Raw genomic sequence first — 13,658 nt, forward strand, 5'->3', positions numbered from 1 at the left:
ACCGAGCACCGCAGGTTGCCCGTAGCGAAGCGAAGGGACGCAGCAACCAGGGTCGCCTTTTCTTTTGCTTACTTTTGGTGTTTGCGTAACTTCGCTGCGCGAAGTGAGCAAACCCCGCGCGCGTAGCGCGCCTTTGGCGAACAAAGAAAACCCGCTTTGCGGGTTTCGGTAAAAGTGAGTCGCATGCCGGGCGACCCCGGCCAGCAACTCCATGCAGAGGACACGCAAGCCGGCAAGACCCGGCCTCAATAAGGTTTCAGCCCCGCTTTGGAATCAGCAAACCCTTCACCACAGCCGGCCGCGCCACAAAACTCTCCAACACCCGCTTCACATTAGGGAAGTTAACAAACTCCACAAGCTCACCGGCTTCATAAAAGCCAACAAGATTCCGAACCCACGGGAAGATCGCAATATCAGCAATGGTGTACTGATCCCCCATGATCCAGTCGCGGCCTTCGAGCCGCTTCTCGAGCACTCCAAGCAGCCGCCTGGACTCAGCCACGTATCGGTCGCGCGGGCGCTTGTCTTCAAATTCCTTGCCGGCGAATTTGTGGAAGAAGCCGAGCTGGCCGAACATGGGGCCTATGCCGCCCATCTGGAACATCACCCACTGGAGGGTTTCATAGCGGCCTGCCGCGTCCTGGGGGATGAACTTGCCGGTCTTCTCGGCGAGGTACAGCAGGATGGCGCCGGATTCGAACAGGGCCAGCGGTTTTCCGCCGGGGCCGTTCGGGTCGATGATGGCGGGGATCTTGTTGTTGGGATTCAGCGAGAGAAAGGCCTCCGACATCTGGTCGTTGGTCTCGAAGCTCACGAGGTGGGGTTCATACGCCAGGCCGGCCTCTTCGAGCAGGATGGAAACCTTGACGCCGTTGGGCGTGGGCAGCGAATACAGCTGGATGCGCTCCGGGTGCTGGGCGGGCCATTTTTGGGTGATGGGGAAGTCGGCGGGGAAGTTTTGTTGGGGTTGGGTCATGGTGGGCGGATTGTGGAATGAAAGGCCGGTGCGCGGCGCAGCGTCCACTGTATTCCGGATGGAGAAAACGGGTATTGCGGCCCCATCAAGGCCGCGACCCCTTCTGCCCTGCCCAGGCGCGGAGCCGGCCCCGGGGGCTCAGGGCACCAGCACCGTCTTGAGGCTGGTGCGCCAGACTTTGGCCAGTTTTTCCCAGCCGCCCTTGTTGGGATGGATTTCGTTCTGCCAGTCATGGTCGTTTCCGGTCGTGCCCGGTGTGGCGGGGATCAATGTCCCGTTGGTGGGAACAATGTGCACGTTGGGCCGGCCGGTGGCCCAGCCGCCCACGGCGGCCTGGACTTCGCCGAACAGCGCCTCCGTCAGGTCGGGCCACAGCGCGGGGGGAATGCTGTTTTTGACATAGGACGTGTAAAGCCATGGGCGCCCGTTCTGGAATGCAGGGGCGTTGCGCGCTGTAGGGGTGTCGTAGCTATTGAGAAAAATCGGCACATCGCGGTGCCGGCTGGCCTGGACCGCGTCGTACAGCACGCTGAAATTGGGGTCCAGCCACTTCTTGACCAGGTCGCTCACGCCTTCGGGCCGCAGGCAGTCGCGGCCCTGGGCCGGCGGGGCTTGCACCGCCAGATTTTTGAGAAGCCCTTCACCGGGCTTCTCATCACGCGCCGCGTCGATGAAATCGTTGCCGCCGGCGCTGAGCAAAATGGCGTCGAACTTCCAGCCAAAGGCCGTCCTGACCCACTGCACGAAGTCGCGCTTGTTCTGGCCCATGCGCCGCATGGTGTCGCCGAAGATGGCGAGGTTGATGAACAGCACGGCCTCGCCGCCGGCATCCATTTCAGGGGCCAGGCTTTGCAGCAGCGAGGTGTGCACCATGGCGCTGCGGTCCATCCAGGAATCGCCTTCCACCAGGATGCGGTACTTGAATTGCTCGGGCGCAAGGCCGTTGTTCAGGTGTCCCGAAAACTCGTTGCTGTACATCACAAGGCTTTGCATGGCGGAATCCTTTGGGGTTGAAGTGAAGAAGACGTGAAAGGAGGAATCAAGGGGCAGGGCCGGGCTCGCGAAAGATCCGAGAGCCGATCAGCACACCCAGCTTGCGGTAGCTTTCCCACTGGGCTTCGTCGAAGAACTGGTCAAACGTGGTCTGCTGCGGGAACGAGGGGTTTTTGACCTGGTACTCGAACAGGTCGAGCGGGGCGCTCTGGATCAGGCGGGGTTTGAGCACCAGCAAAAAGGTTTCATCCTTGCTGCCCGCATAGCTCACGCGGTAGAGCAAGGCGCACTTGTTGTCGGGCGCGACCGGAAGTTGGCCCTGGGGGTCGGCCGGCGGGCACAGCTGGGCTTCGTCGGTGGCGAAGTAGTCCCCCACATCGGCGGAAAACCCGGGGAAGGCGGCCGGCCCGACACACTCGAATTCCGCCCGGAAATCAATGCGCGCCAGGCGCATGAGGTTGGACAGGTCTTCGTAGGTGTAGTGGGGGTCGGCGCCGCAGTCGCAGCACACGATAAAGCCCACGCGCCGGCGCAGCAGTTCGAAGACGCCGGTGTTCTCGAAATGCCCGCCGTCGCTGAGGTACCAGTGCGAGCCGTCCGTGCCGAGGAAGCGGGCGCGCAGTTCGCGCTGCAAGTAGGTCTGGTTGCGCCACGGCAGAAAAGGTGTGTTGGCATCTTTTTTGCCGGAATCCCACCACCAGCCCAGGCGTATGTTGGTGATGGTAAAGAGCATGGCCTGCCCCAGCGAGGTGCCCCGGCCCAGGCCCGTTGAGAATGCCGCGCCAGACACGCCCATCCATTGGCCCATGGACAGCTCGGGCGGCGGGGGTTTGAGAACTTTGGCCAGGTTTTTTGCTTTGGCCAGGACTTTCGCTTTGAGGCTGCCGTTGGCACCGGCGTCAGTTTCGGTCTGGACATCGGCGAAATTACCGGTGCTGGAATCCCAGAGTTTGCCCTCCACCATGATCCCTTCGGGCGTGACCGCCAGCGGCAGGCCCTGCCTGTCGCGCTGGGTCAGCTGGTCGCCGGTGCCGGTGGTGGCGTTGATGGTCACGTTGACGATGTGCGCCGGACCAAGATGATTCTTCCCGTAGTAGTCCTTGCGCGAAAAGTCGTCGCTCTCGTCGGCCTCGGTCACGTCCATGTTGGCCTTGCCCTCAAACCGTTTTTTGTTCGAGGCACCCAGGTAGGCGCGCGTGAGGCGCGCGCCGTACATCACCTGCAGGCTGGAGAGATTGATGAAGCCCAGAAACCAGCCCGCCGCCGCCGTGGCGAACAGGCAGAAAACCACCAGGATCACCGGATAAAGGTATGGCCACAGTTCTGGGAAGCCCGGGCCGGAACCGGCCTGGGTAAACATCGCTTCGATCAGGAGTTGCCCGCAGTCCGGCGCCGGCATCTGCATTCCAAACAGCAAGGCTGCGGCCACACAACTCCAGATCACTGCCAGCAGCAGGACCAGTGCCACGCCGACGACGCCAAGAATGGCGTTCAGCGGGAGCTTGCTGAGCCAGCCGTCTTTGCCGGGCTGGGCCAGCACGGGTGCGAATTTCCGGACCGCCGCCACCAAGGCGGTGACGACGCCGGCCACACTGAAAATCGCACCCGCCTCCGCCCCGCTGGCCGTCAGCCAGAGATAGAGCGTTTGGCCCGCGGTTTCAACCAGCGCCAGCAGGCCGATGATCCATGAAATAGTCAGCACGTTGGAAAGCCATCGCGTGATCCGGTTGCGAAACAGCCGGGCTACCTGCGGCGGACGGTATTTGGCGAAATTAAATGCAGCCAATGAAAAAAACAGCGCGACGTCCAACAGCACCAGCAAAAAGGCCGGTACGGGAACATTCAGGAACAATTCGTCGACGTCGTTTATCGATTCCGCGACCTGGCACCAGATGAGCGCGGCAAGGGCGACGCCCACAAGCAACAAACCCAGCGCCACACGAGCCGGCACGGTAATCGGCTGCCACCCTTTTCCGGGCTCGGCATTGGACTTGTCCTGGTCGAGCCAGTACGCCACGCCACAAGGTATGACCGCGACCAGGAGCCAGATTCCCAGCACGCCGAACCACGGGCTGTACCAGATCCTGAGGCCCTCCATCGGCAACTGCGGCTGCATCATGGTTTCGAGCGCGATTGCCAGCGTGTCTATCCCTAAAAACGTCACCTGCAGGCTGCCAAACCGCACGGCAAACATCAGCAGGAACACGGTGAGCAGCGTGACACCGATGACATAGTGCACGGCGCACAGGTTGCGGATGGCGATGGCGACGTCGTAGAACAGGTCGCCGGTGTTGTTGGGCGCCAGGTAACGCCCGTTCTCGCGCAGCCAGCGCAAGGGGTGGTCAGGCTTGTCGCGTGACTCCGGGTCCTTGCTCAGCCTGCCGGGCGGGTCGGTGGCGAGCGCGGCGTATGCTTCGCGTGCCGCCGCGGTGGCGACCTCATCCGGGACCGGCCTCTGCGCATCCCTGGTGCGGAACAGCGCGGAAAAGAATCCCCCGATGTACCCGCCTCCGCTGACGGTGGACAGGAAATCAAAACGGGCCAGCAAGGGCCAGGGCGGGTCTGGGGCCTCCGGCGCCTTGGGCAGGGAGCCGTTTTCTTTCGGTAAATTAAAAGGGGCTTTTGCCAGCGCCTGCAGAACGCCCAGGCAAAAAGTTGCGCTGCGGATGCCGCCGCCGGACAGGGCCAGGCCCCAGGTTTCCCTGGGGCCTGTTCCATCGGCATAGACAAACTTCCTGCGTGACGCAATGGCCTTGCGCTCCGCCTCCAGGTCTTCGCCTGAAGCCTCCGGTTGTCGAGTGGTTGGGTCCACCATGTTTTTCTCCTTCACACGCACCGTTGCCGCGAATGTGCCGGGGCGATGCCATGAAGTGGCTGAATCGCCGGCCTCCTTGCGGAAAGATTGGCGTCAGCTTAGGCACGGCCCAGTGAAAAAACAATGTGCTTATTTCCCCAAATTTGCAGCGCCGGGCAGGCAGGGGCCCGGGCTTCATGTCCAATACAGGCATGGAAAACCCGAACACCCCGCAAGCCGCGCGCGGCGCCGCAGCCGCCGCCGGCAACGATACCGACCAGCGCCTGACGGAACTGGAGATCAAGGCGAGCTTTGCCGAGGACCTGCTGGACCAGCTCGACAAGGTCATCGTGCGCCAGCAGCAACAGATCGACGCCCTGCTGCGCGAGGTCGCCGACCTCAAGGCCGCGCCGGTGCGCGACGGCGACATCACCACCAGCCGCAGCCTGCGCGACGAGTTGCCGCCGCACTTCTGAAATGCGGGGAATTTTTATCCGCAGATGACGCAGATTCCCACGGATGAAATACCCGCAGGTGCGAAGTCGCGGGGAGTGGAGTTTCGATGAAACCTTCTTGTTTTTAATCTGCGCAAATCTGCGAAATCTGCGAAATCTGCGGATAAATTTGTACCCGCAGATTTCGCGGAACGGGCTGCCAGAGGCCTACCAGAGGTGTTTGCCGTCTATCACGGCCACGGGCGCCGCGGCCGCGTCGAAGCCGTCCAGCAGCCGCGCGTTGATGCCTATGCGGCGCGTGCTGCCGTCCCAGCTGCCGTCCATCTCGAAGGCCGGGCTGTCGGAGAAAGTGGACACGCCGCACTCGGGGCAGAAGTGGTGGTCCACCAGCTTGGTCTGCCAGCGGTAAATGGCGTCGGCAGCCGCGGGCGTGGTCACGTGGAATTGTTCAGGCGTGTAATAAGCGAGCAAGGCACCGCGCTTGCTGCAGAAAGAGCAGGTGCAGCGCGTGAGCTGCGCGGGCATGTCCCCGTCAATGCGAAAGGCGTTCTTGCCGCAATGGCAGCTTGCTGTGAGGATTGTCATGCGCGTCTCCTGTGTGGGGGTGCCGAGGTGGCAGCACCCGGAATAAAGGCCGATGGCGCCACATCGCACTTGAGCACCCGCTCCATATAGGCAATCGACTGCTTCCGGAAATCGGCCGATTCGGCGGCCGTGCAGTCGGCCGGCACGCGCAGCGTGTAGCCGCGCAGGAAACCGTCCATGGCGGTGAGCTGCACGCAGATGTCGGTTGCCACGCCGGTGATGATGATTTCCTTGGCCTCCATGCGCGACAGCAGCAGGTCCAGCGGCGAGCCCAAAAACGCCGAATGCCGGGGCTTGAGGAGGGTCAGGTCGCCGTGCTGGGGGCGCAACAGCCTTGCCATCTCGCCGGACGCGCCGCCGCCGCGGGCGCAACGCTCCACCAAGGTCTGGAAGTCGGACTGCCAGCCGCCGTAGTTGTCGTTGGCATAGATGGCCGGCACGCCGGCCTTGCGCAGTGCGGCCTTCAGTGCCGAGGTGGCGCGCGCGGCTTGCACCGCGCATTCGGCCAGGTCTTGCGCGCCCGGGAAATCCATGGGGTTGATGAAGTCGATCAGCAGCAGCACGCTGCGGCTGCGCGGAAGGTCTTCAGTGTTCATGGGGTGCCCGCGCCTCTTTGAGAATGCTGATCTGCCCGTCGGCTTCCAGGCAGGCGAATTTCATGTCGGCCTGGTCGCAATCGGCTTCGCGCAGGGCCTGCTCGACGTCGCAGACGGGGATGCGATGTTTCTTGAGGACCTCGCTGAAAATTTCGCCGTCGCGCCCGACCAGCAGGGGCCGGCCTTCCATCAGCGTTTGCAGGCGCGCGCTGCGCGAGGTGGCGAAGGCCACCAGGACGTTCAGGGCGACCAGCGTCGCGGCGGCCAGCAGGCCGCCGGTCACGGAGTCTTCGCCGCCATTGAGTCCGCTGGAGACGGATTCACTGAGCAGCATCACCACCAGCAGGTCGAAGGGCGTGAACTGCCCGACGGTGCGCCGGCCCGACACGCGGACCATGACCAGCAGCGCGCCATAGATGATGGCGGCGCGCACAGGCAGTTCCCACCATGCGGCGTGCAATTCGAACATCGTTGGTGCGCGGCGTCCGGCTGTTTATTTTTTGCCGAGGTAGCGGCGCACGGCGTCGGCCGAATGGCCCACCGCCTTGACGGCATCGCGCAATTCCTCCTCGGTGCAGCCCAGGGATTTCATCCAGTCGCGCAGCTCGTGGGCCTGCTCGAGGGCGATCAGTTTGCGGTCTGCGCCTGTCTTGCTTTTGTCGTCGGACATGGGGTGTCTCCTGGTGAAAAAGCAAATCGTAGGCCGCGTGCATTCGCCCCCGCTGTAGGACGGCAGCCACTGTGCGGGCAGGCTGTGTCCCGTGTCCGGGTCCTGCGCGCGGCGACGCTGCGGCTGAGGTCTTTTGGCCTCGCGACGGCTTCACCGCGAGGCGCGCAGCTCCCCGAAAGGCAACACCGCGCGCGCCGCCTTGCATGCCCGCGCGCACGAAGAAAAAGCTGGGATGCCCACGGCGCAGCGTCCTACACCGCGGTGCAACACCCAAAAATAGCATCGAACGTCCGCGACGCGGGACGCGTGCAGCGACCCGCACGCGGAGAAGCCGCTTTCTTCATCAACCCTTTTTTTGAATGAACCCCATGCCAAAACCCACAGGAATTTCGTCGAAAGCCGCACCCAAAAACACCGACAGCGCGCCTGCCGGCATCAAACGCGACGCGAACGCGGATGCGGCCGCTGAAAAGGCGGCGCAGGTCCAGGAGCTGGCGGCGGCCATGCCCTACAACCCGAACAAGGCCGGCGAGCACGGCTTTGCCAACGGCGTGTCGCCGCAGCCCGGCGCCACGGCCGAGCCGGCGTCCAGGCTGGCGACGGGCAGCACGCTGAGCGAGGACAACGGCTCGGAAAAAACCGGCAGCATGGCGCCCGAGGGCGTCAACGCGACCATAGAGCCGCTGGACCGCGTGCGCGTGGATTCGGGCGGGCGCTGGCTCACGACCAACCAGGGCGTGGCGATCGCCGACAACCAGAACTCGCTCAAGGCGGGCGTGCGCGGGCCGGCGCTACTGGAAGACTTCGTGCTGCGCGAGAAGCTCACGCATTTCGACCATGAGCGCATTCCCGAGCGCATCGTGCACGCGCGCGGCTCCGGCGCGCACGGCTTCTTCGAGTGCTACAAGCCCTTCACGCAACACACCAAGGCGGCGCCCTTCCAGGAGGAAGGCAAGATCACGCCGGTGTTTGTGCGCTTTTCCACGGTGCAGGGCGAGCGCGGCTCCAAGGACACGGCGCGCGACGTGCGCGGCTTTGCCGTGAAGTTCTACACCGACGAGGGCAACTGGGACCTGGTGGGCAACAACATGCCGGTGTTCTTCATCCAGGACGCGATGAAGTTCCCCGACCTGGTCCACGCGGTCAAGCCCGAGCCGCACCACCAGATGCCGCAGGCCGCGAGCGCGCACGACACCTTCTGGGATTTCGTCTCGCTGATGCCCGAATCCACCCACATGCTGATGTGGGTGATGAGCGACCGCGCGATTCCGCGCAGCTACGCGACCATGCAGGGCTTCGGCGTGCACAGCTACCGCTTCGTCAATGCCGAGGGCACATCGGTGTTCGTGAAATTCCACTGGAACCCGAAGTTCGGCACGCATTCGCTGGTGTGGGACGAGGCCGTGAAGATCTCGGGCGCGGACCCGGACTTCCACCGCCGCGACCTGTGGGAACGCATCGAGGCCGGTGTCTACCCCGAATGGGAACTGGCCGTGCAGGTGTTCACCGAAGAGCAGGCCGAGCGCTTCAGCTTCGACATCCTGGACGCCACCAAGCTGATCCCGGAAGAACTGGTCCCGCTGCAGCCGCTGGGCCGCATGGTGCTGAACCGCAACCCGGACAACTTTTTCGCGGAGACCGAGCAAGTGGCCTTCTGCACCGCGCACGTGGTGCCGGGCATTGATTTTTCCAACGACCCCTTGCTGGCGGGCCGCATCCATTCCTACGTGGACACGCAGATCTCGCGCCTGGGCGGGCCCAACTTTCACGAGATCCCGATCAATGCGCCGCTGGCCCCCGTGCACAACAACCAGCGCGACGGCATGCACCGCCAGGCGATTCCGCGCGGGCGCGTGGCCTATGAGCCGAACTCGCTGGCCGGCGGCTGCCCTTTCCAGGCGGGCGCGGCGCAAGGTTTTGTCAGCGTGGCGGCACGCACGGAGGCCAAGGAAGAGCAATCCAAGGTGCGGGCCAAGCCCGAGAAGTTCGCCGACCACTACACGCAGGCGGCGCTGTTCTACAACAGCCAGTCGCCGGTGGAACAGGCGCACATCGCGGCGGCCTTCCGTTTTGAACTCAGCAAGCTGACGGTGCCGGCGATCCGGGAACGCATGCTGGCGTCGCTGCGCAATGCGTCGGAGCCGCTGGCGCGCAAGGTGGCGCAAGGCCTGGGCATGGACCTGCCCGCGCCCATGCCGCTGGCCATGGCCAGGCCCGCCAAGCCCGAGGTCACGGTGTCGCCGGCGCTGTCATTGCTGGCACGGCCCGGCGACGGCGGCATACGCGGGCGCAAGATCGCGGTACTGGTCGCCCCCGGCGTGGCCGGCGCGGCGATTGACCAGGTGCAAGCGGCGCTCGCGGATGCGGGCGCCGTGCCGCGGCTGGTGGGCCCGCACATTGGCGCGCTGGCCACGGCCGAAGGCAAACCGCTGGACGCCGATGCCTCGCTGGAAAACGAGCCGGGCTTTTTGTTTGACGCGCTGGTGTTGCCGGACGGCGAGGACGCGGTGACGGCGCTGGCGGGCGACGGCCACACCATGGAGTTCATCAAGGACCAGTACCGGCACTGCAAGACCATCCTGGCGCTGGGCGCCTCGGCCCGCCTGCTGGAAAAGGCCGGCATCGCGCCCGCGTCCGTCGACACGGCCAAGGGCAAAAAGGGCGCGGCGGATGACGCCGGCCTGATCGTGCAGGCCTCGGGTGACACGGCCGGCGCGCTGAATCGCTTTATCCAGGCGATGGGGCGGCACCGCCACTTTGAGCGCGAGACGGACCCGCCTGCACTGTAAGCTGAAGCGGGCCTAGTGCGTGGCGGCGGCGGGCTTGGTGCCGGCTGCCGCCACGCCACCCGGCCTGAGCAGCAGCGCGCCCAGCACGGCGGCCACGGCCGCGAAGACGGCGCCGATCACAAAGGCCAGCTGGTAGCCGCCGTTGAGCGCCGCCAGCGCGTCGGCACCCGAAGCGGCCAGCGAGGTGGTGCGCGCCGCCGCCAGGCTGGCCAGCACGGCCAGGCCCAGCGCCCCGCCCATCATGAACGCGGTGTTGACCACGCCGGAAGCGATGCCCGACTCACTCGGGTCCACGTCGCTCATGGCGGCCAGCAGCACCGGGTTGAAGGCCATGCCCGCGCCCAGGCCCAGCAGCAGCATGCCGGGCAGCACGTCGGCCGCAAAACTGCCGGCCACGGGCGCGCGCGCGAACAGCGCCAGGCCCACGGTGGCCAGCAGCAGGCCGGCGGCCAGCGGCCCGCGTATGCCGAAGCGCATCACGATCTTGGCGGACAGGCCCAGCGAGAAGGCGGCCATGATGAGGTTGGCGGGCAGAAAACCGAGGCCGACCTGCATGGCGCTGTAGCCCAGCACCAGTTGCATGTAGAGCGCCGAGATAAAGAACCAGGCAAACATGGCGGCCGCCCACAGCACGCCCACCACGTTGGCGGTGGCGACGTTGCGCAGGCGGAACAGGCCCAGCGGCACCAGCGGGGTTTTCACCTTCGCTTCAATCGCCAGGAAGACGGCCATCAGCACCGCGGCCGCGCCCAGCAGGCCCAGGGTCTGGCCTGAAAGCCAGCCGGCCTCGTTGCCGTTGACGATGCCGTAGACGGCCAGCATCAGCGAGGTGGTGACGGTGACGGCGCCCCCCACGTCCAGCTTCGCGCCCGTGGTCTGGCCCTTGCCGCCGGGCAGCAGCATGAGGCACAGCGCGAAGACCGCGGCGCCTATAGGCAGGTTGACGAGGAAGATCCAGTGCCAGCTCAGCGAGTCGGTCAGCACGCCGCCCAGCAGCACGCCTATGCTGCCGCCGCCGGCGCAGACAAAACCGTAGACGCCCATGGCCCTGGCGCGTTCGGCCGGCTCGGTGAAGAGGTTCATGATGAGCGAGAGCGAGATCGCCGAGACCACCGCACCGCCCAGGCCCTGCACCGCGCGCGCCACGATGAGCAGCGCCTGCGAGTTGGCGATGCCGCAGGCCAGCGAGGCGACGGTGAACAGCGTGAGCCCCGCGAGGAAGAGCCGCCTGTGGCCGTACAGGTCGCCGAGCCGGCCGCCCAGCAGCAGGAAGCCGCCGAAGGTCAGCATGTAGGCGTTGACCACCCAGACCAGCGAGGTCTCGGTGAAATGCAGGTCGGTGCGTATGGAAGGCAGGGCCACGTTGACGATGGTGGTGTCGAGCACGATCATCAGCACCCCGAGGCACAGCACCATCAGGGCCCACCAGCGCTTGCGGCTGTCCATGTGTTGTTTCATCTGCGGTCTCTCCTCTGTTTCATCGATGAATGTTGCCGGTCAAATCAGGGCGGATTCTGGTCGGCCCCTGCGCGAAAACAAAGCCATGGCCGCGGATATTACGCCATGGGCGCCGGGCGGCCGCCGCGTCTTGTCCTACACGCCCCTCGGTTTTCCGCGGATAGCCAGGCCGCATGCGGCTGGCTAATTTATGGGGCAGAAAACGGGAGTCTTGCGGCATTTTTAAAACCACGCCTTTGAAGCACGCCGCGCACTTTTTCCATTGGGATCCATTTCATGCCGATGATTCATTCGCCCCGCCCCGGACGGCTCTCCACGCTGGCTGGATTTTTCGCCCTGGCCGTTCTGGGCGGCGCCGCCCTGCCAGCGATGGCCGAGCCCTCGCCCGCGCTGGACCGCGCGAGCTTTTCCCTAGGCGCTTTCCACGCCGACCCGACCTTCAACGCGTCGGTGAACACCAACTTCGGCCGGCTCGACTCGGGCGACGTGAACCGCAGCAGCGTGACCATGCCGCGCGTCAAGGCCGACGTGCTGCTGTTCGACAGCCAGGGCCTGTCCTTCGACTACTACCAGTTCAAGCGCGGCTACTCGGATTCGCTGGCCAGCAACTTCAACACCGGCGGCGGCACGGTGACCACCACGGGCACCGCCAACCTGGACGTGAAGGTGGACTTCGCCAAGCTGGCCTACAAATGGTGGCTGGGCTCGGGCAACACCGTGCTGGGCCTGGGCCTGGGCGCGGCCTACTACCGCGTGGGCCTGGACCTCAACGCGACCGCGGCCGTGGGCGGCAGCACCGGCAGCATCAGCCAGGGCGACAGCGACGACGCGGTGGCGCCGCTGCTGGAAGTCGGCCTCAGGCACGCGATTTCGCCGGACCTGCGCCTCTTTGCCGACGCCTCGGGCGTGAAGAAAACCGGCGGCCGGGCGCGCGGCGAAATCTACAACGCCGCCGTGGGCGTGGAGTGGTTCCCGGCGAAGAACGTCGGCGTGGTGCTGGACTACGGCCTGACCGACATCGACATTCACCGCGACGACAGCAATGCCCGCTTTCGCGTGAAGCTCAAGGGGCCTTCTGCCTTCCTGAAGGTCCGTTTCTAGCAGCTAATCACAAAACCAGCGAAGCGGTCCATTGGCGCCGTCACTGGTTGAGGATATGCAGGATGTTGCCGCTGGGGTCCTTGAACCAGGCGCCCTTGAAGTCGCCCGCGACGTGCGCGTCGCCCTGCAGCGCCATGCCGGGCATGTCGTAATGCTCAAACACCACGCCCCTGGCTTTGAGCGCCTGCATGATCTTGTCGAATTCGTCGCCGACGCCCCAGGTGCAGGAGGTGGCCTGGTTGGTGCCGGCGAATTGCGAGACGTAGACGACGACGGTGGCGGTGCCGCTCTGGTAGGTGAGCACGCCCTCTTCGGTGGCTTGCTGCGGCGTCAGGCCCAGCGTGCCTTCATAGAATTTCTTCGCGGCGGCAAGGTCCTTGACGGCGATGGTGGCCATGGCGTTCCGGTTGGCGAGCATGAGTGTCTCCTTTCACGCCTATGTTTCTGGCGGCGGCCGGGCTTGTCAATCGGACAAGGGCGGGAAGATGTTCTTTTGTGTTGTCGCGAGGCCTGTCCACATCTTTCCCCTTCCCCCGCTGGGGGAAGGCAGGGATGGGGGCTCTGCGGCCGGCACATCCAAAGCTGGTCATGCAATCAAGCGCCGCCGGCCCCAATCCCAACCTTTCCCCAAAGGGGGAAGGGGCAAAAATGGCCTCAGCCCATTGCGCCGTTTTCCTCCAATTCAAGCCCTGGCACAGGCCTATCGCGCAAAGAAGTGTGTCCAGCGCCAGCCTTGGTGTAAACCGGCGCAACACCCTGCAAAAACACTGGCATTGGGGGCGGGAGTAGCATCCAATGGTCGCTATGACTTACTTACGCAGGAAGCCCATGAAACAGCCCACGACAACGACCACTTCCGCCAAAACACTTTCCCGCCTGAACCGTCCCCGCATGTTGATGCTGGGCTCCTTGCTGGCCTTGGCCACTGCGGCCGCCTTGCTGGCCACGCAGGCGCACGCGCAGACCCCGGAAGCCGCCGCGCCTGCCGCGACGCCCACCGCCGCGCCGGCACAACCAGTAGCCGCCTACGACGCGAAAGACCTGGAACGCGCCTTCAAGTTCATGGACAAGACCGGCGACGGCAAGGTCAGCCGCGACGAAGCCTCGAACTTTCGCGGTGTCTCCAAACATTTCGACGAAGCCGACGTCAACAAGGACAACTTCCTCTCACCCGAGGAATTCAACAACGCCATGAATCGCAGCCGGCAGCCCTGACACGGCCCAGGCGTACCCAGGCGCAA

Annotated in this window: 13 protein-coding genes; 4 read left to right on the forward strand and 9 right to left on the reverse strand. The window is 64.8% G+C overall.

Going from position 1 to position 13,658, the window contains the following annotated elements:
• Nucleotides 1-256: 256 nt before the first annotated feature.
• The 3 genes from ACLV74_RS12225 to ACLV74_RS12235 form a co-directional block, all read right to left on the reverse strand.
• A complete protein-coding gene (locus tag ACLV74_RS12225; RefSeq protein WP_411879670.1) occupies nt 257-976 on the reverse strand; it encodes a glutathione binding-like protein in 720 nt (239 codons plus the stop codon).
• A gap of 138 nt (nt 977-1,114) precedes the next feature.
• Nucleotides 1,115-1,969, reverse strand: coding sequence for a hypothetical protein (locus ACLV74_RS12230; protein ID WP_411879671.1), 855 nt, complete (start codon nt 1,967-1,969; stop codon nt 1,115-1,117).
• A 46-nt stretch (nt 1,970-2,015) separates the two neighbouring features.
• Nucleotides 2,016-4,784: a hypothetical protein gene (locus tag ACLV74_RS12235; RefSeq protein WP_411879672.1), complete on the reverse strand. Its 2,769-nt coding sequence runs from the start codon at nt 4,782-4,784 to the stop codon at nt 2,016-2,018.
• Between the two features lie 191 nt (nt 4,785-4,975).
• On the opposite strand from ACLV74_RS12235, the gene ACLV74_RS12240 reads away from it, so the two are divergent.
• Complete coding sequence (locus ACLV74_RS12240) at nt 4,976-5,239, forward strand: SlyX family protein (RefSeq protein WP_411879765.1); 264 nt, start codon at nt 4,976-4,978, stop codon at nt 5,237-5,239.
• 186 nt (nt 5,240-5,425) lie between these two features.
• On the opposite strand, the gene ACLV74_RS12245 is transcribed toward ACLV74_RS12240, so the two are convergent.
• Genes ACLV74_RS12245 through ACLV74_RS12260 form a run of 4 tightly spaced genes read right to left on the reverse strand, consistent with a single transcriptional unit; the run spans nt 5,426 to nt 7,069 of the window.
• Nucleotides 5,426-5,803 carry a GFA family protein gene (locus ACLV74_RS12245; protein ID WP_411879673.1) on the reverse strand — a complete coding sequence of 126 codons (378 nt, stop codon included), beginning with the start codon at nt 5,801-5,803 and terminating at the stop codon, nt 5,426-5,428.
• Nucleotides 5,800-6,399: a cysteine hydrolase family protein gene (locus ACLV74_RS12250; RefSeq protein WP_411879674.1), complete on the reverse strand. Its 600-nt coding sequence runs from the start codon at nt 6,397-6,399 to the stop codon at nt 5,800-5,802. Before ACLV74_RS12250 ends, ACLV74_RS12245 begins: the two co-directional genes overlap by 4 nt.
• The gene (locus ACLV74_RS12255; protein WP_411879675.1) at nt 6,389-6,868 is read right to left on the reverse strand and encodes a DUF421 domain-containing protein; all 480 of its coding nucleotides are present in this window, start codon (nt 6,866-6,868) and stop codon (nt 6,389-6,391) included. The genes ACLV74_RS12250 and ACLV74_RS12255 overlap by 11 nt, the downstream gene beginning before the upstream one ends.
• 24 nt (nt 6,869-6,892) lie before the next feature.
• Nucleotides 6,893-7,069, reverse strand: a complete 177-nt coding sequence (locus tag ACLV74_RS12260) for a DUF3606 domain-containing protein (RefSeq protein WP_411879676.1) — start codon at nt 7,067-7,069, stop codon at nt 6,893-6,895.
• Between the two features lie 368 nt (nt 7,070-7,437).
• Between ACLV74_RS12260 and ACLV74_RS12265 the strand changes: the two genes are divergently transcribed.
• The gene (locus ACLV74_RS12265; RefSeq protein ID WP_411879677.1) at nt 7,438-9,858 is read left to right on the forward strand and encodes a catalase; all 2,421 of its coding nucleotides are present in this window, start codon (nt 7,438-7,440) and stop codon (nt 9,856-9,858) included.
• Nucleotides 9,859-9,870: 12 nt separating this feature from the next.
• Here the strand turns inward: ACLV74_RS12265 and ACLV74_RS12270 are convergent, their stop codons facing one another.
• Nucleotides 9,871-11,316, reverse strand: coding sequence for a DHA2 family efflux MFS transporter permease subunit (locus tag ACLV74_RS12270; RefSeq protein ID WP_411879678.1), 1,446 nt, complete (start codon nt 11,314-11,316; stop codon nt 9,871-9,873).
• 276 nt (nt 11,317-11,592) lie between these two features.
• Here ACLV74_RS12270 and ACLV74_RS12275 point away from each other — a divergent pair, with 276 nt between their 5' ends.
• Nucleotides 11,593-12,417, forward strand: coding sequence for a hypothetical protein (locus ACLV74_RS12275; protein ID WP_411879679.1), 825 nt, complete (start codon nt 11,593-11,595; stop codon nt 12,415-12,417).
• Between the two features lie 40 nt (nt 12,418-12,457).
• On the opposite strand, the gene ACLV74_RS12280 is transcribed toward ACLV74_RS12275, so the two are convergent.
• The gene (locus tag ACLV74_RS12280; protein ID WP_411879680.1) at nt 12,458-12,835 is read right to left on the reverse strand and encodes a VOC family protein; all 378 of its coding nucleotides are present in this window, start codon (nt 12,833-12,835) and stop codon (nt 12,458-12,460) included.
• A gap of 410 nt (nt 12,836-13,245) precedes the next feature.
• Between ACLV74_RS12280 and ACLV74_RS12285 the strand changes: the two genes are divergently transcribed.
• Nucleotides 13,246-13,632, forward strand: a complete 387-nt coding sequence (locus ACLV74_RS12285) for a hypothetical protein (protein ID WP_411879681.1) — start codon at nt 13,246-13,248, stop codon at nt 13,630-13,632.
• Nucleotides 13,633-13,658 lie beyond the last annotated feature (26 nt).

It is taken from the genome of Polaromonas sp. YR568 (assembly GCF_943369415.1).
GTDB lineage: Bacteria > Pseudomonadota > Gammaproteobacteria > Burkholderiales > Burkholderiaceae_C > Polaromonas.